This is a genomic window from Paraburkholderia sp. MM5482-R2 (assembly GCF_050436125.1).
In the GTDB taxonomy this organism is placed as follows: domain Bacteria; phylum Pseudomonadota; class Gammaproteobacteria; order Burkholderiales; family Burkholderiaceae; genus Paraburkholderia; species Paraburkholderia tuberum.
This window is the reverse complement of sequence record NZ_JBNDLP010000004.1, coordinates 21881-37793: the sequence shown is the minus strand read 5'-3', so window position 1 is coordinate 37793 and position 15913 is coordinate 21881. Positions and strand designations below refer to the sequence as shown.

General features: G+C 60.6%; 14 protein-coding genes and 3 pseudogenes. 11 read left to right on the top strand and 6 right to left on the bottom strand.

Annotated features, from left to right (window positions below; genetic code table 11):
• The first annotated feature begins 527 nt into the window (after positions 1-527).
• Genes OKW37_RS36250 through nirD form a run of 8 tightly spaced genes read left to right on the top strand, consistent with a single transcriptional unit; the run spans position 528 to position 7016 of the window.
• Positions 528-1055: an SUF system Fe-S cluster assembly regulator gene (locus tag OKW37_RS36250; RefSeq protein ID WP_429402416.1), complete on the top strand. Its 528-nt coding sequence runs from the start codon at positions 528-530 to the stop codon at positions 1053-1055.
• On the top strand, positions 1027-2475 hold the full coding sequence (gene sufB, locus OKW37_RS36245) for a Fe-S cluster assembly protein SufB (RefSeq protein WP_429402417.1): 1449 nt from the start codon (positions 1027-1029) through the stop codon (positions 2473-2475). Before OKW37_RS36250 ends, sufB begins: the two co-directional genes overlap by 29 nt.
• Before the next feature lie 29 nt (positions 2476-2504).
• A complete protein-coding gene (sufC, locus tag OKW37_RS36240; RefSeq protein ID WP_429402418.1) occupies positions 2505-3296 on the top strand; it encodes a Fe-S cluster assembly ATPase SufC in 792 nt (263 codons plus the stop codon).
• Complete coding sequence (gene sufD, locus OKW37_RS36235) at positions 3293-4615, top strand: Fe-S cluster assembly protein SufD (protein WP_429402419.1); 1323 nt, start codon at positions 3293-3295, stop codon at positions 4613-4615. The genes sufC and sufD overlap by 4 nt, the downstream gene beginning before the upstream one ends.
• A complete protein-coding gene (locus OKW37_RS36230; RefSeq protein WP_316251658.1) occupies positions 4612-5865 on the top strand; it encodes a cysteine desulfurase in 1254 nt (417 codons plus the stop codon). Before sufD ends, OKW37_RS36230 begins: the two co-directional genes overlap by 4 nt.
• Positions 5862-6317, top strand: coding sequence for a Fe-S cluster assembly sulfur transfer protein SufU (gene sufU, locus OKW37_RS36225; protein ID WP_184058729.1), 456 nt, complete (start codon positions 5862-5864; stop codon positions 6315-6317). Before OKW37_RS36230 ends, sufU begins: the two co-directional genes overlap by 4 nt.
• An 8-nt stretch (positions 6318-6325) precedes the next feature.
• Positions 6326-6694 (top strand): SUF system Fe-S cluster assembly protein, encoded by a 369-nt coding sequence (locus tag OKW37_RS36220; RefSeq protein ID WP_429402420.1) that lies wholly within the window; start codon positions 6326-6328, stop codon positions 6692-6694.
• Position 6695: 1 nt separating this feature from the next.
• Entirely contained in the window at positions 6696-7016 is a 321-nt protein-coding gene (gene nirD / locus OKW37_RS36215) for a nitrite reductase small subunit NirD (RefSeq protein WP_090811477.1), read from the top strand.
• A gap of 63 nt (positions 7017-7079) precedes the next feature.
• Here the strand turns inward: nirD and OKW37_RS36210 are convergent.
• The 5 genes and pseudogenes from OKW37_RS36210 to OKW37_RS36190 all read right to left on the bottom strand — a co-directional run.
• Positions 7080-7290 (bottom strand): annotated as a pseudogene (locus tag OKW37_RS36210) (DDE-type integrase/transposase/recombinase); the annotation flags it as partial.
• Between the two features lie 112 nt (positions 7291-7402).
• Entirely contained in the window at positions 7403-7744 is a 342-nt protein-coding gene (locus tag OKW37_RS36205; protein WP_429402421.1) for a hypothetical protein, read from the bottom strand.
• A gap of 3 nt (positions 7745-7747) precedes the next feature.
• Positions 7748-8546 (bottom strand): annotated as a pseudogene (locus tag OKW37_RS36200) (alpha/beta hydrolase).
• A 753-nt stretch (positions 8547-9299) separates the two neighbouring features.
• Positions 9300-9608 carry a hypothetical protein gene (locus OKW37_RS36195; RefSeq protein ID WP_184058723.1) on the bottom strand — a complete coding sequence of 103 codons (309 nt, stop codon included), beginning with the start codon at positions 9606-9608 and terminating at the stop codon, positions 9300-9302.
• Positions 9609-9804: 196 nt separating this feature from the next.
• Positions 9805-10023 carry a hypothetical protein gene (locus tag OKW37_RS36190; protein ID WP_429402423.1) on the bottom strand — a complete coding sequence of 73 codons (219 nt, stop codon included), beginning with the start codon at positions 10021-10023 and terminating at the stop codon, positions 9805-9807.
• A 75-nt stretch (positions 10024-10098) separates the two neighbouring features.
• On the opposite strand from OKW37_RS36190, the pseudogene OKW37_RS36185 reads away from it, so the two are divergent.
• A pseudogene (locus tag OKW37_RS36185) lies at positions 10099-10224 on the top strand (IS30 family transposase); the annotation flags it as partial.
• A 231-nt stretch (positions 10225-10455) separates the two neighbouring features.
• Here OKW37_RS36185 and OKW37_RS36180 read toward each other — a convergent pair.
• The gene (locus OKW37_RS36180) at positions 10456-11535 is read right to left on the bottom strand and encodes an alcohol dehydrogenase catalytic domain-containing protein (RefSeq protein ID WP_429402540.1); all 1080 of its coding nucleotides are present in this window, start codon (positions 11533-11535) and stop codon (positions 10456-10458) included.
• Positions 11536-11651: 116 nt separating this feature from the next.
• Between OKW37_RS36180 and OKW37_RS36175 the strand changes: the two genes are divergently transcribed.
• Both OKW37_RS36175 and OKW37_RS36170 read left to right on the top strand, forming a co-directional pair.
• Positions 11652-12425 (top strand): helix-turn-helix transcriptional regulator, encoded by a 774-nt coding sequence (locus tag OKW37_RS36175; protein WP_184058721.1) that lies wholly within the window; start codon positions 11652-11654, stop codon positions 12423-12425.
• A gap of 427 nt (positions 12426-12852) precedes the next feature.
• Positions 12853-15879, top strand: a complete 3027-nt coding sequence (locus tag OKW37_RS36170; protein ID WP_429354970.1) for an ankyrin repeat domain-containing protein — start codon at positions 12853-12855, stop codon at positions 15877-15879.
• Positions 15880-15913 lie beyond the last annotated feature (34 nt).

Below are 15913 nucleotides of genomic sequence, written 5' to 3'. Positions count from 1 at the left end.
CCATGTAGGCGCTGAACACGTAGGCCGAGGGCAATGAGCGCGTTCGACATTCAGTCCGCGCACCTGCTCAACACTCCACACAACCACAATCACCAGAAAGATCGGGCCGTAGCCCCACTGGGTCCGGATGCCACAACAGCCCAAAGTACTATGCGGCGGGCCTCTCCCGAGATAGGCGATGCACATCGCGCATCCTTCACGCGGATTCCGGCTTTTAAATCAGTTTTCGATATTCTGGATATCAAACAATTGATGTCTCGTCGGGCGAGTGGGTATTCGCCGTCGACGGAGCGTGGCTCGCCAGAGCGGTCCGTCACGAAGACCAATACACTGACAAGGTTATATATACAGGTCTAGAATGAAATTGGCGTTGGGCCGTTCGCGAAATACTTCTCCCGAAACGGAAAGCGATTCGCGACGTGGCCAGGAATCCCCACACAGGACAGTGTCGCTCACTCCAAACGTGCGGTTTTCGTTTCGATGTAATCTGGACCAAAAGGGTCCTGATTAAAACGGGAGATGTTCCGATGTTGCGCATGAGCAAACTTGCCGATTACGGCACGGTGATCATGACTGCGATGGCGCGCGATCCCGATGCCGTCCACAGCGCAAGCAGTATTGCGGCGGCGACCGGGGTCGCGATGCCTACGGTGTCAAAGGTGCTGAAAGTGCTGACGCGCGGTGGTGTCGTGGAGTCGCTGCGCGGCACAAACGGCGGCTACCTGCTGCCGCGGCCGCCTGCGCGGATCACGCTGGCGGAGGTGATCGCCGTCGTCGACGGCCCGATCGGGATGACCGAATGCAGCACTACGCCAGGCCTGTGTATCCAGGAGGCGGCGTGCGCGGTGCGCGCCAACTGGCAGAAGGTCAATCGCCTGATTTACGAAGCGTTGCAGCAGGTCACGCTGGCGGACATGGCGGGCCCCACCTTGCGCGCGGTCGATATCAGCGCGATCCGCGCGCGTAGTATCTCCACCCATCGCGCGGGCGCGACGCCCGCGCCAAGTCGATTGACGGAGGCCACGCATGAGCGCATCCACAACCGGTTTCGATGAACTGATCAGCCGCGAATACCAGCACGGTTTCGTGACTGATCTGCAGGCCGATGCGCTTCCGCGCGGGCTGAGCGAGGATGTGGTCCGGCTCATTTCGGTGAAGAAAGACGAGCCGGCGTTCATGCTCGAATGGCGACTCGCGGCCTATCGCCACTGGCTCACGTTGACCGAGCCGCATTGGGCGACGGTCGAACACCCGGCGATCGATTATCAGAACATCATCTATTATTCCGCGCCGATGACGCAGAAGAATCGTCCGAAGAGTCTCGATGAAGTCGATCCGGAACTGCTGCGTACCTACGAAAAGCTGGGTGTGCCGCTGAGGGAGCGCGAACTGCTGGCGGGCGTAGCGGTGGATGCGGTATTCGACAGCGTGTCGGTAGCGACTACGTTCCGCGAAAAGCTGGCGGAACTCGGCATTGTGTTCTGTTCATTCTCGGATGCCATACAGCATCATCCCGAACTGGTGCGAAAGTATCTCGGCTCGGTCGTGCCGCACACCGATAATTTCTTCGCCGCGCTTAATTCCGCCGTGTTCAGCGATGGCTCGTTCTGCTATATCCCGCCGGGCGTGCGCTGCCCGATGGAACTGTCGACCTACTTTCGTATCAACGCCCAGAATACCGGGCAGTTCGAGCGCACGCTGATCGTCGCGGACAAAGGCGCGTACGTGAGCTATCTGGAAGGCTGCACCGCGCCGATGCGCGACGAAAACCAGCTGCATGCCGCTGTGGTCGAGCTGGTCGCGCTGGAAGGGGCGCAGATCCGCTATTCGACCGTGCAGAACTGGTATCCGGGCGATGCGTCGGGCAAGGGCGGCATCTACAACTTCGTGACCAAACGTGGCGACTGCCGCGAGGCCAATTCGAAGATTTCATGGACTCAGGTGGAAACCGGTTCGGCGATTACGTGGAAGTATCCGAGCGTGATCCTGCAGGGCGATAACTCGGTCGGTGAATTCTATTCGGTGGCACTGACCAACCACTATCAACAGGCCGATACCGGGACGAAGATGGTTCACCTCGGCCGCAATACGCGCAGCACGATTCTGTCGAAAGGCATTTCGGCGGGCCGCGGAAAGAACGCGTATCGAGGCCTCGTGAAGGTCGGCCGTGCGGCGGAAGGCGCGCGCAACTACACGCAGTGCGATTCGCTTTTGCTCGGAAACCGTTGCAGCGCTCACACATTCCCCTACATCGAGGTCAAGAACCCGACCGCGAAGGTCGAACACGAAGCATCGACATCACGCATCGGCGAAGACCAGTTGTTCTATTGCCGGCAGCGTGGGTTGTCGCCGGAAGATGCGGTGTCGATGATCGTGAACGGCTTCTGCAAGGAGGTCTTCAAGGAGCTGCCGATGGAGTTTGCAGTCGAGGCACAAAAGCTGCTCGGCGTCAGCCTGGAAGGCGCCGTGGGATAACCCACAGCGATTCGCGAGGGATTCGGACCATGCTTGAAATCAGTAATCTGCAGGTCGAAGTCGACGGCAAGAAAATTCTGCGTGGCATCGATCTGGATGTAAGGGCCGGCGAGGTGCACGCGATCATGGGTCCAAACGGCTCGGGCAAGAGCACGCTTGCCCAGGTGCTGGCCGGGCGCGAGGACTTTGCTGTCACGGGCGGCGAGGTCTCGTATCTCGGCCGCGACCTGCTGGCGCTCGCACCCGAGGAGCGCGCACACCAAGGACTGTTTCTCGCGTTCCAGTATCCCGTCGAGATACCCGGCGTGAGCAACGTTTATCTGCTGAAGGCGGCGCTGAATGCGCAGCGGCGGTATCGTGGCGAGCCGGAGTTCGATGCGATGGAGTTTCTGCAACGGGTCAAGGAGAGGATGACGCTGATGCGGATGGACGAGAGTCTGCTGTATCGCGCCGTGAACGAAGGGTTTTCCGGCGGAGAGAAGAAACGCAACGAGATTCTGCAGATGGTCGTGCTGGAGCCCCGGCTCGCCATTCTCGACGAAACGGATTCCGGACTCGACATCGACGCATTGCAGATTGTCGCGCAGGGCGTCAACAGCATGCGCAGTCCAGAACGGGCGATCGTGCTCGTGACGCACTATCAGCGGCTATTGGACTACGTCGTGCCGGATCGCGTGCATGTGCTGGCGAATGGCCGGATCGTGAAGTCGGGGTCCCGTGAACTGGCGCTGGAGCTGGAGCGTAAAGGCTATGGTTGGATCGACGATGAAGCGGTGCAACCAGAAAATACAGCAAGCCAGGAAAGTGCGGGGCATTCATGAAAAACGAATCTCTTGACTATTTCCATCAGTTTGGGCAACTCGCGAAGACGTTGCCCGGCGTTGAGTTTCCATGGCTGCGTGCCGCGCGCCGAAGCGCGTTCGACCAGTTCGACGCGCTGGGTTTGCCGACCACGCGGCACGAGGACTGGAAATACACGAACGTGTCGGCGATTGGCAAGCGTCCCTGGCATTTCAAGGCACAACGCACGGACGATAGCGACGTGCGGCACGTCATCGATGAACTCAAGCTGGACCCTGCCGCGCATCGACTGGTCTTTGTCAACGGTCGGCATGTGCCGCGGCCGTCGAAACTGAATGGTTTGCCACACGGGGTATTTGTGGGCTCGCTCACCCGGGCGTTGAGAGAAATGCCACAACAACTGGAATCGGCATTCGCCTCGCAGGCGTATTCAGATGGCTTTGCCGCGCTAAATACGGCGTTTATGACGGATGGGTTTGCCATCGTGCTGCCGCCTGGCGAGGTCATCGAACAACCGCTGCAGATCCTGTTCCTGACCGACGAAGCGGGTCTTGCGGTGCAGCCGTTCAATGTCGTGCTTGCAGGAGCACGCTCGGGCTGCACGATCGTCGAGCATTTTGTAGGGCTGAGCGACGACGCGTACTGGACCAATGCGGTTACCCGCATCGTCGCAGACGAGCAGGCAGACGTGCAGCACTACCGGTTGCAGCAAGAGGGCCAGAAGGCTTTTCATATCGCGTCGGTCGCCGCTGCGCAGCAACGGGGCAGCTGTTTTACCTCACATGCGTTCGCGTTCGGCGCCGCGTTGTCGCGCACTGGTATCGGCACAAGCCTGAACGCCGCGAACGCGGAAGCGACGTTGAACGGTCTCTATTTTGTCGGGGGCCGGCAGCACGTCGATCACCACACGCGCATCGATCACACAGAGTCGCATGGCACGAGTCGCGAACATTACCGCGGGGTGCTCGACGGCGCAGCGCGCGGCGTGTTCAACGGGCGCGTCATCGTGCATCGCGATGCACAGCAAACGGACACGCATCAGGCGAATCACAACCTGCTGCTGTCACGCGATGCGGAAATCGACACGAAGCCGCAACTCGAGATCTACGCCGACGACGTGAAATGCACACACGGCGCGACGGTCGGTCAACTGGACGACAACCAGCTGTTCTATTTACGTGCACGAGGTGTCGAAGAGCGGATGGCACGGGCGCTACTGACATACGCATTTGCGCGCGACATTGTCGAAGGTGTGCGCATCGATTCGCTGCGTGGCCGGCTCGAAAACCTGCTGTTCGCGCGCACCCCGGAAGGCGAGCGCATCAGGGAGTTGCTATGAAGCCGATCGAACAGATGCAGACGCCCGATCCGCGCAATGTCGAGCACTGGCGAGCCGATTTTCCGATTCTGGGCGAGCGCGTGCATGGCCGTCCATTGGTCTATCTCGACAATGGCGCCACGACGCAAAAGCCTGCCTCGGTCATCTACGCGGAAAACGCTTACTACCGGCATAGCAACGCCAATGTGCACCGCGGCGTGCATCTGCTGTCTCAGCGCGCGACCGATTCATTCGAGGCCGCACGCGCGAAGATTGCACGCTTCATCAATGCGCAGCGTCCGGAGGAGATCGTGTTCGTGCGTGGCACGACCGAAGCGATCAATCTCGTCGCCCAGAGCTATGCTCGCCCGCAGATCAAGCCCGGCGACGAAATCCTGATTAGCGCGATGGAGCACCATTCGAACATTGTGCCGTGGCAGCTCGTCTGCGAGCAGACGGGCGCGGCGCTGAAAGTCGTGCCGATCGACGATACGGGCGCACTCGATGCCGGCGCGTACGAGCGCTTGTTAAGCGAACGTACGCGGCTGGTCGCGATGACGCACTTGGCCAACGCGCTCGGCAGCATCAATCCGGTGGAGCGCATCGTTGCAGCGGCACACGCGCGGGGCGTGCCGGTGCTGCTGGATGGCGCACAGGCAATCACGCATCTGCCGGTCGACGTCCGCGCGATAGATTGCGATTTCTACGCGTTGTCCGGGCATAAGGTGTACGGACCGACTGGCATTGGCGTGCTATACGCCAAGGCCGCACTGCTTGAAGCGATGCCGCCATGGCAGGGCGGCGGCGACATGATCCGATCGGTAACGTTCGAGAAAACGGAATACAACGCGATTCCGTGGAAGTTCGAGGCGGGTACGCCGAACATTGCCGGCGCGATTGCGCTGGGCGCGGCGCTCGACTATGTCGACAGCATCGGCATGGAAGTCATCGCCGCGCACGAGAACGAACTGCTCGCCTATGCGACGGCCGCCCTGCGGGTGATACCGGGCTTGCGTTTTATCGGTAGCGCACGCGACAAGGCAGGCATTCTGTCGTTCGTGCTCGACGGCGTGCATGCCCATGATGTCGGCACGATTCTCGATCATCACGGCATCGCGGTGCGTGCGGGCCATCATTGCGCGATGCCGGTGATGCAGCGCTTCGGCGTACCGGCGACCGTGCGCGCGTCGCTCGCCCTCTACAACACGCACCAGGATATCGACGCGCTGATCGAAGGTCTCGGAAAGGTCAGGGAGATATTCGGAAAATGAGCGATCTGCGCGATCTGTATCAGGAAGTCATCTTCGACCACTACCGGCGGCCGCGTAACTGTCATGGACTGTCCGGTGCCAATCACACGGCTGAGGGCTATAACCCGCTGTGCGGCGACCGGATTACGCTTTATCTGCGAATCGAGGACGGCATCGTCAAAGAAGCGAGTTTCGAAGGCGCGGGCTGTGCAATTGCGACAGCATCAGCGTCGCTGATGACCGAGGCGCTGAAAGGCAAAACGGAAGCAGAGGCCGAAGCGCTGTTCGGGCGCTTTCACGACATGGTGACAACACCCGCTGCAGGGCAGGCGACAGCCGCGCCGGAGATGGGCAAGCTGGCGGTGCTGTCCGGTGTACGTGAATTTCCCGAGCGTGTGAAGTGCGCGACGCTGGCCTGGCATACGCTCCACGCCGCGCTGCACGACGAGGATCGCCCCGTTTCGACAGAGTGAGGCAGACGATGAGCACATTCGACTGGCTGAAGCGCGCTGAGGCCGCACAACCCGGCAGTGGCACGACAACAGAAGGTCTTGAAGAACGCGTGATCGATGCACTGCGCACCGTGTTCGACCCGGAGATTCCGGTCAACATCTACGATCTGGGGCTTGTTTATGGTCTTGACGTGGACGAAGCCGAAGGCCGCGTTGGGATCCGCATGACGCTGACCGCGCCCGGCTGCCCGGTCGCGCAGACCTTCCCGGCGACGGTGGAGGATGCGGTGTTCTCGGCGATCGGAGTGAACGACGTGCACGTTGAACTGGTGTGGGATCCGCCGTGGTCGAGAGACCGGATGTCGGATGCGGCGCGCCTGCAATTGGGGATGCTTTGACATGTCCGACTGGGTCGATGTCGCTGCGATCGGGGATTTTCCGGCCGGGTCTGTTCGCAGCGTCGAGGTCGATGGCGCGCAGGTTGCTGTGTTCAACGTCGACGGCACCTGTTATGCAATCGAGGATGTCTGCCCGCACGACGGCGGCATCCTGACTGGCGGTGTGGTGGAAGGCGACGTGGTCGTCTGTCCGCGCCACGGTGCACGATTTTGCATCAGGACCGGAAAGGTGCTGGCGCCGCCGGCATATGAGGATGTGGTGGCGTTTCCGGTGCGGATCGAGGCGGGCGTCGTTCAGGTGCGTGACGAGCGGTGGGATTGAGGTGCGCTGTCGACCGGCTCTCGTTCTCAGTAAGCGGCTCAGCTGGGCCGTTCGTCCATTCGCGCGCGCGTGAGGCGGCATAGCCATCCAGTGCGATGGTCTTCGGCGGCTTGCCCTGATGTTTGAGAGCTTTCCTGAAAAAGGCTTTGGCCGCCTTCACGTCGCGCTTTGCACGTAGCATGAAGTCAACTGTCTGGCCGGCCCGATTCACCGCCCGGCGGAGCTACACCCACCTGCCGCGGATCTTCAGCTACGTTTCATCGACACGCCACGACGGCTCTCTATTCGTTCAGCAGGACACTCTAACCGATTCGCTTGCGCCGTTTGCACCATGTATGGACGACTCCCTGGGGTTACGACTCCGCAGAATCGTCGTGCTGTAATGGTCACCGCCCTGTCATTATCCGGAGGATTTTCTGCACGATGCGCTCATGCTGCTCCAGCGCCTCATCAAGCGTACTTGCTCCGTAGCTCCTGTTGTCTTGCGCCTGCATTCCGGCGACGCGCGTCACGAACAGCAAAGCCTCCCCGGTTTTCGGTTTGGACACACCACGGAAGCGGGTCGTGACCGTTACACCGTAGTCGTCCAGCAGTGTGCGGCGGAAGATCAGTTCGTTTTCCGTCATCCAGCGCGACCACGCGCCGTGGTCGAACACCTCGACAGGCCTGTTCTTCGCATCGAGAACATAGATGCGCTCCGAGTTGGACGAGACCGGTGGCGTCTTCATATTTCAATGCAAAGGCGTGAGAAGGAAGTCGGTCGCCTCCCGCCACCAAGGTTTCGTCGACCTGGCCAATCCAGTCGTTATGGTCAGCCGCCTTCACCACCACGAGTTTTCTCGGTGCGGACAGCGAGTTGTAAAGCGCCTCGCCGTAGCGCGTAGGGACGATGCTGTCGCGTTCCGCAACCACGAGGAGAATCGGGCGGTCGAACGACGCCAGATGGGTCACGCTGTCGTATCGGTCGCGCAGCAGCCACCTCACGGGCAGCCACGGATAGTGGTAAGCGGCGACGTGCTCGAGCCGATCCCATGGCGTGATGAGCATCATGCCTGCGATCTTGTCGCGTTCACGCGAGCCGGCCGCAGCCACCACGCCGGCCCCAAGCGATTCGCCGATGAGCAGCAGCGGCGCTCCATAGAGGCGATGTGCGAGCGCGATGGTTTGTTGAGCATCGTCGACCAGACTCGCTTCGCCTAATGCACCGGTGCGCGGCCCGTAGCCTGGATATTCGGCGAGAATCACGCGCAGCCCGAGCCGGGTGAGCGCCGCGGCATAGAATGAGCGGTGGCCGGCATGCCCCGCGTTGCCATGAAAGACGATGACCGTGGCGCGCGCGGACCCGGCCGGCTCCGCCACGAGGCCCCTGAACGCCTCAGGTGTCGGCCAGGCGCGCAGTCCGCCGGAGGTGACCTCCTCGATTGCGGCTTTCTGAGGGAAGTAGAGAAAACGATCCTGCAAGATGGCGACTCCGGCTAACACGATCATGTACGCGACGGCGAGGCCGACCATCATTCGGGTGAATTTCATCGTCTTGCGCTCGACCCACCGAACTTTTCGATAGCACACACCCAGTTTAGCGCGCGGTCGCCACCGCTCATATTCAGGCGTGTCGTCAGGATGTGGGCGTCTAAGTTATGGTACGGAGAGTATCTCCCTGCCTTGTATCCTCGATATTTTCCGAGCGACGCGACCAGGCGCGGGGTTGGTCCGTACGAAGCAGCCCAGAACAGACTGAAATCGAGCGCGACCGACGCTAGCCGTGCGAAACAATGCTACGTCCCGGCTCGTGCGCCCGCTTTTTGGCGCACCTCGCATCGGACGAATCCGGACCCCTTATCCTCAAAGCCGTCATCCGCATGGCTGGTTCTCCAGAAGACCTGCCTGATAACCGTCGCGTACACTTCGGCCATAGCGGTCGGTTGCCGATCGGGCAGCGTGCGGCGGCAGCAGGTCGCTTTGCTGACCTTCGCAAGCCGGTGCCGATGAATGTCTGCTAAGTCATGGATGGATGAGTCTTGCCGACCCAGAGCCGACTTCCGGCATGTCGAAGCATCAATGGCTCTTTGAAGAGTGAAGCGGACTTTCGTCGCGGAAAGGCTGCTGGTGGGTCATCGGCCTGAGCCGACGTTCGCCGATCAAATTGGTGCGGCTGTCGCGTATCGCGTTGCTGACTTTTACAAACTGGCGTCGGCGAATGTCAGCTCTCTGTCCATCAACGCGTCTTACCGACCCGTCCAGACCTTTCACAGTCCGATCGCCGACGGCCTCAAAGGTATGCCGTCAAAGGTGCGGCAAATCGTCAATGCATTTTTCGACATGATCGCCAGGGACATCCGTGTCGATCCCGGCGGTTCCGTCGGTGTGAGAGACAGACACAATTTTTGGCCCGAGATACCGTGTGCCACCAAGCGTAAAAAGGGACCAAACAACATCTCCCCGACGGATCGCGGCGACGACTTCGACCACCTCCACAATCGCAGGGGGGGACAGCCATTCACGCGTCGCCGGATCGACGGGAGCCCAACGCACATGAGTAAACCTGTCGTTCGTCGGGTTGATGCGAACGGCGTCGATAGCAAAAGTTGTCACATCTACCTCCATCATCCTGACAAAGGGATGTGTGCATTATGCGCCGCTTCTTTTGCCGGGGATCAGCAGGATCGGTCGTGAGGGCCGTTGTCAGCCCTTGCTGCACGTATCGCTCTCGCCTGACGCGTGCCCCCGAACTGGATGTCTGGTGCGTGCGGCGAATACTCCGGGACAGCCCGGACCTGGATAGTGAAGCCTAAGTGGAGTTCTCGTCGCACCACTGAATCGCCCAACGCTGCGCCGCCTCAATGGCATCCGCGTCGGAGGGGTAATCGCCGAGGTCGCCCGAATACTTTACCTCGACGGCATCGCCACTCGCCGAGGCGCGCCGGTAGATCTTTGCGCGAGCGTAATAGCGGCCGCCTTCATCAAGAGGTGACGCGTCGATGTGGAATTGTTGGTAGTCGAAATGCATGGCTGTCTCCAAACGATTGCCCTAATCGTCGTCGCGTTGGACGAGGTGGACCTCGTTGTCACCGCCAAGGTCGCTCTGTCAGTGTATTCGCAGGCCAAACTCAACGCTGTGGCAAGACGACTGAACGAGCGTCCAAGAAAGACACTGGACTACGAGACGCCCGCCGAACGATTCCAGCAAACTATTGCATCCACCGGTTGAATCCGCCGGGCGGACCCGCCGTCTGAATGTCTGCGCGACGGAACGGACGAATGACGCTTGATGGCCGGCAGTACGCGTTCACACCAACCACGGGAAAGCTGCCGTTGAGAATTCCAACGTCACCTCTGTAAAACGTTCATCGAACTGGTGCTATCGGCCATGACCGGTCACTCGACATTGGGGGCTGAATCGTCGACAAAGTATGTCCGGCGTGAGGCGAGAGTCCGCCGTCTAAGGACGGATCACCGTCATCCTGTATGGGCCGCCGTTCGCAGCTGCGTGAGCCACCGCGTCGTTAGCGTCATCAAGGGGGAAGGTTGTGACGTCAAAGTGGCCGAGATCCAGCAGCCCGGCACGGATCAAGCCCGTCATGCGCGTCACTGCTGCGGGCGGATACATCCATTTGCCGCGTATCGTGATGTCGTTGCGCATGATCCACGCATAAGGCAGGTCAAGCCCTTCGCCGCCGAGCATGCCGACGCCACCCATCAGCACGACTCGTCCATAAGCGCGGACGGTCGTGACCGTCGCGCGCACCGTGGTCGTGCTAACCGACGGCGGCATCAGATCAATCACGCAATCGATCGGACAGGGCGCCGCCAGCCGCATCCGTTCGCGGTCCTCTTCTTCACGACCCGAAAGCTTCACGGTCCGGATGCGCTCGCCGAAGCGGCGTTCCAGATCCGCGAGGGCCTGTTCGTTGCGTCCCGGCGCGACCACGCAGCGCGCGCCCATCGCGAGGGCGACGGCGACGCACGCGCTGCCGAAGTTGCCTGTCGCGCCGCTCACGAGCAACGTCTCACCTGCCTGCAAACCAGCTGCGAGCAGTCCGCCGTAGGGCACCAGCATGACATTGAGCGCACACCACCGGGCGACATCGGCCGGATCGATCTCCCCGATGCGAACGGCGTTTTCCGTCGGCACTCGCACCTGTTCGGCGAAGGGGCCATCGTGAAAATGCCGTTGCAGACGTTTGCCGCCGTCCCCGCGCGCGCTCCAGCCCTGTAGTGCGATGTCGGGGATCAGGGCGTCGTCGCGCGAGCGCACGGTCGGATCGCAGAACACCCAGTCACCCGGCTTCAGGTGCGTGGCGTCCGGGCCAATAGCACGCACGCGACCAATCGCGCCGCAGCCGGGAACCATCGGCAGGTCAATTGGGTATCGGCGTTCGCCGCTGAAGACTTCGTTCGCGTAGGGCAGCACGGGGGCGGCGGCGACATCGACAATGACCTCGCCTGTGCCGATCAAGGGGGCCGGCATGTGTTCGATCTCGAGTGGCATGCCGAGCGTCTTCAGAATCGCAGCTTTCATTGTCGGTCTCCGGTCAGGGTAATTGGACGAGACCATTCTGGCAGGCGTAGCATTCGTAACAAGGCCTAGCACTATCCTAGGACTTCAGCGTGCCTCCCAAGGCGAAAACGACAATCATGACGACATCGAGTCGAAACGAATTTGGCGATTTCCTGCGCTCACGCAGGGAAAAACTGAGTCCGGACGCGGTCGGACTCAACGACGATCGGCGCCGCCGCACACCGGGCCTGCGACGGGAGGAAGTGGCGGAACTGGCGGGCATCGGCGTGGACTGGTATGTGCGGCTCGAGCAGGGCCGAACCGTCAGGCCGTCCGATACCACCCTCGACGCGCTCGCTCGCGCCCTGCGCCTCGGCAAGGTCGAAACAGCACATTTGCGGGCGCTCGCGGGCAACGGCGATCGGGTCGCGTTCACGCGCGAGAGCGTCACTCCGGCGATCGAACGTCTGGTCGCGCGCCTTGATGTGCCGGCGTACGTAACCGGCAGGCGCTGGGACATCCTGACGTGGAACACCGCCGCTGCGGACCTCCTGGGCTTCGACCGTTTCGCCGAAGCGGACCGCAACATCCTGGTCTTCATGTTTATCGAGCCGGAATCGCGGCGGCTCTTCGGGGTCACCTGGTCCGATGAAGCCCGTCGAATGATTGCGCTCTTTCGCGCGACCCACGATCTCCATGCCGACGATCCGGCGTTTATCGAACTGGTCGAGCGCGTGCGTGCCCGTAGCCGGGAGTTCGCGCGGTGGTGGGACGCGCATGACATCCGCAGCAGCGTGGCCGGCCAGAAAGTGCTCGCGCACCCGCAGCGAGGCACGCAGCGCTACGAATACACGACGTTTCAGGCGAACGATGACCCTGCACTAAAGTTGGCGATCTACACGCCTGTCTGAGCGGTCGTGTGGCGGGAAGCTTGGTGCATTCCGGGGATGGCTCAGCGAGATGCGTCCGCCTTGCTCCTTCCTGTGACGCCACTGCGCCTGGCGCCAGGCAAGCCCATGGGCGAATGCGAATTTGTTGCCAGGTCGTCGCGATATCTGAAAGCTGGTCGCGTACCAGCTAAACAGTTCCGCACATAGCTTGGACGACCGTTATGGAGAAAGGGGACCGGCCCTTGTGGGTCGACATGAGCCAAAGCGTATCGGGCAGTAGACGGCCCGAACCGGTCATTCAGCATGAGGAAATACCCTGTCGTAGGGCGTCCGGTCCAGGTCGGATAACTGCCGTTCAGGAATGACCGGAAAACTTGCTAGAGAGGTTGGCAGGCCAGACGGCCATGAGAGAATTCTTTCTTGCTCTTGCACTTGTCCTCATCGCCTCATGAAGATTCTCGAATACACAGGCCTCGACACTTCACGCGTCAAGGCCAGCTACGACAAGGTGTCCGCGGCCATCGCTCGCCACGACTTCCGTGCTGCCCAAGTCAAGAAGCTTGCCAATCTGAGCCACGGCAAGTTCTACCGGGCGAAGCTGGATGACGCCGACCGGCTGCTGTTCTCGCTGGTGCGCCACGGGGATGAAGTCTGCGCACTGATGCTGGAAGTGATCGCCAATCACGCCTACGATAAGTCACGTTTCCTGCGCGGCGCGGCGATTGACGAGAGCAAAATTCCAGACATCAGCGCTGATGACGCCATCAGGGAGGCGCAAGCTCTACGCTACCTTCATCCCGAGCGTACCGGCATTCACCTGCTCGACAAACCGATCTCGTTTGATGACACGCAGGAGACCATTTACCGACAGCCACCTCCCCTGGTTGTCGTCGGCAGCGCTGGCAGCGGCAAGACCGCACTGACGCTTGAAAAGCTCAAGCATGCCGAAGGTGAGGTCCTCTACGTCACTCACTCCGCCTTCCTGGCGCAGAGCGCCCGCGACCTTTATTACGCCAACGGTTTCGAGCATGGCGCTCAGGATGCCGTATTTCTGTCCTACCGGGAGTTTGTCGAGTCGATCCGCGTTCCGGCAGGACGCGAGGCTAGCTGGCGCGACTTTGCGGGCTGGTACTCGCGTATACGGCAGAACTTCAAGGATGTCGATGCCCACCAGGCTTTCGAGGAGATTCGCGGCGTGATTGCCGCCGGGTCGGGCGGTGTCCTGTCGCGCGACGAGTATCAAGCACTGGGGGTGCGTCAATCGATCTTTCCCGTAGAACGGCGCGACCAACTCTACAATCTGTTTGAGAAGTATCGCGCCTGGCTGGCCGAGGCAAAGCTCTACGACCTGAATCTGGTCGCCCAGGACTGGCAAGCGCTGGCTGCGCCGCGCTACGACTTCGTGGTTATTGACGAGGTGCAGGACATCACCACCGTGCAACTCGCGCTCGTGCTGAAAACCATGAAGAAGCCTGGCCATTTCATGCTCTGCGGGGATTCCAACCAGATTGTCCATCCCAATTTTTTTTCCTGGAGCCAAGTCAAGAGCCTGTTCTGGAAGGATCCGAAACTGGCCGAGCGGCAGGAATTACGCGTGCTAATGGCCAACTTTCGCAACGGGCTGGAGGCCACTCGCGTCGCCAATCAGTTGCTCAAGATCAAGCAGCGGCGCTTCGGCTCCATCGACCGGGAGAGCAACTTCCTGGTCCAGGCCGTCGGCGGCGAAACCGGCCAGGTTACGCTGATACCCGACAAGGACGCCACCAAGCGGGAACTGGACCAGAAGATTCGCCAATCCGCCCAGTTCGCCGTCCTGGTAATGCGCGATGAGGACAAGGCCGACGCCCGCAAGCACTTTGCCACGCCGCTGTTGTTCTCGATCCACGAAGCCAAGGGTCTCGAATACGAGAACATCGTGCTCTACCGTTTCATCTCGGATCACCGGGGCGAGTTCAACGACATTGTCGAGGGCATCGCCAAGACCGATCTGGCGGTCGAGACACTGGATTACAAACGCGCTAAAGACAAGAGTGACAAGTCGCTCGAAGTCTATAAATTCTTCGTCAATGCCCTGTATGTAGCGCTGACGCGCGCCATCAAGAACATCTACATGATCGAGTCGGACACAGGGCATGATCTGTTCGGGTTGCTGGATCTGATCGTCGGCCAGACCAGGATCGAGGCCAGGCAATCCACGCTCGAAGACTGGCAGAAGGAAGCACGCAAACTTGAACTGCAGGGCAAGCAGGAGCAGGCGGAGGCCATCCGCCGCACCATCTTGAAGCAGGTCCCGGTGCCGTGGCCGGTGTTCGATGAGGCCAAGGTCAGGGAACTGCTGATCAAGGTCTTCCGCGAGCAGTCTCCGGGCAACAAGGGCAAGCAGCAACTCTTTGACTATGCCACCTGCTTCGATGAACCGCAGCTCGCCGAGTGGCTGGCAGTCGAGGCGAAATTCGAGCAGGCACGAACCTTTGATCAGCAGCGCGCGGTGTTCGCCCGCAAGAGCTACGTCCCTTTCTTCGCCAACCGCTTCAAGGACATCCTCAGGCAGTGTGACCAGCATGGCGTCGATCATCGTCTGCCAATGAACCAGACGCCGCTGATGGCCGCAGCGGCTGCAGGAAATGTGGCGCTGGTGGAAGCCCTGCTGGAGCGCGGTGCCGACCGCGATGCCGTCGATCACTATGGTCACAATGCCCTGCACTGGGCTTTGCGTCAGGCATTTGGCGATGCAAAGTTCGCTGCTGGCCCGCTGGCGGCAATCTATGAATGCCTGGCTCCGCCCTGCATTGATGTCAGAGCGGGCGATCGCTTGGTCCGCATCGACCGGCATCTGTCTGAATACTTTCTGTTCCAGACCCTGTGGGTATTGTTCAAAGCACGATTCAGCAAGATACGAGGCAATACAGACAGCGCGTTCCAGACCCAAATCATCCTCGATGCCTGGCAACACTTACCCGCTAACATCGCGCGGCCAGAGCGCAACAAGCGCCAGCATCTTTCTGGCGTGCTGGCGAGGAACGAAATCGACAGAGACTATGCCTACAATAGATCCCTGTTCCTGCGCGTATCCACCGGGCGGTACCAGTTCAATCCCAAACTCGCTGTGCGTCGCCGCCAGGGCGAAGAAGAAAACTGGGTCCCGATCTACACCGCACTCAACCTCCCGTTGATTAGCGAGTTTGCCTACAACGACGGCTGGATCAGCACCTGGGACAATATCGACAAGCTTGTGGTCCTTGCTGGACTACCTGAACGAACCACACCCATCGCGGCTGAACGCTTCGCCGAACGGCAAGCGGCCAAAATGAGGGAGCTGGACGAACGCAGAGCCAATCAACTTGCTGCCAAAGCACGCATTCGTGCAGCCGCCGAAGCCACCCAGAACAGAGCGCCACGATGGGGAACAAAGGAAGCTAAACGGCTTGAAATCGAACGTGTGAAACAAGAAATCGAAAGACGAAAGAAGGGTTGACTTGCCGATATTTCTTTTGGGGCGGCTTTCGGCC

Coding starts and splice junctions, on each gene's coding strand:
- OKW37_RS36230 (WP_316251658.1), top strand. CDS start 4,612: ATGAAGCCGATCGAACAGATGCAGACGCCCGATCCGCGCAATGTCGAG.
- nirD (WP_090811477.1), top strand. CDS start 6,696: ATGTCCGACTGGGTCGATGTCGCTGCGATCGGGGATTTTCCGGCCGGG.
- sufD (WP_429402419.1), top strand. CDS start 3,293: ATGAAAAACGAATCTCTTGACTATTTCCATCAGTTTGGGCAACTCGCG.
- OKW37_RS36220 (WP_429402420.1), top strand. CDS start 6,326: ATGAGCACATTCGACTGGCTGAAGCGCGCTGAGGCCGCACAACCCGGC.
- OKW37_RS36180 (WP_429402540.1), bottom strand. CDS start 11,535: ATGAAAGCTGCGATTCTGAAGACGCTCGGCATGCCACTCGAGATCGAA.
- sufC (WP_429402418.1), top strand. CDS start 2,505: ATGCTTGAAATCAGTAATCTGCAGGTCGAAGTCGACGGCAAGAAAATT.
- sufB (WP_429402417.1), top strand. CDS start 1,027: ATGAGCGCATCCACAACCGGTTTCGATGAACTGATCAGCCGCGAATAC.
- OKW37_RS36190 (WP_429402423.1), bottom strand. CDS start 10,023: ATGCATTTCGACTACCAACAATTCCACATCGACGCGTCACCTCTTGAT.
- sufU (WP_184058729.1), top strand. CDS start 5,862: ATGAGCGATCTGCGCGATCTGTATCAGGAAGTCATCTTCGACCACTAC.
- OKW37_RS36205 (WP_429402421.1), bottom strand. CDS start 7,744: ATGAAGACGCCACCGGTCTCGTCCAACTCGGAGCGCATCTATGTTCTC.
- OKW37_RS36170 (WP_429354970.1), top strand. CDS start 12,853: ATGAAGATTCTCGAATACACAGGCCTCGACACTTCACGCGTCAAGGCC.
- OKW37_RS36250 (WP_429402416.1), top strand. CDS start 528: ATGTTGCGCATGAGCAAACTTGCCGATTACGGCACGGTGATCATGACT.
- OKW37_RS36175 (WP_184058721.1), top strand. CDS start 11,652: ATGACGACATCGAGTCGAAACGAATTTGGCGATTTCCTGCGCTCACGC.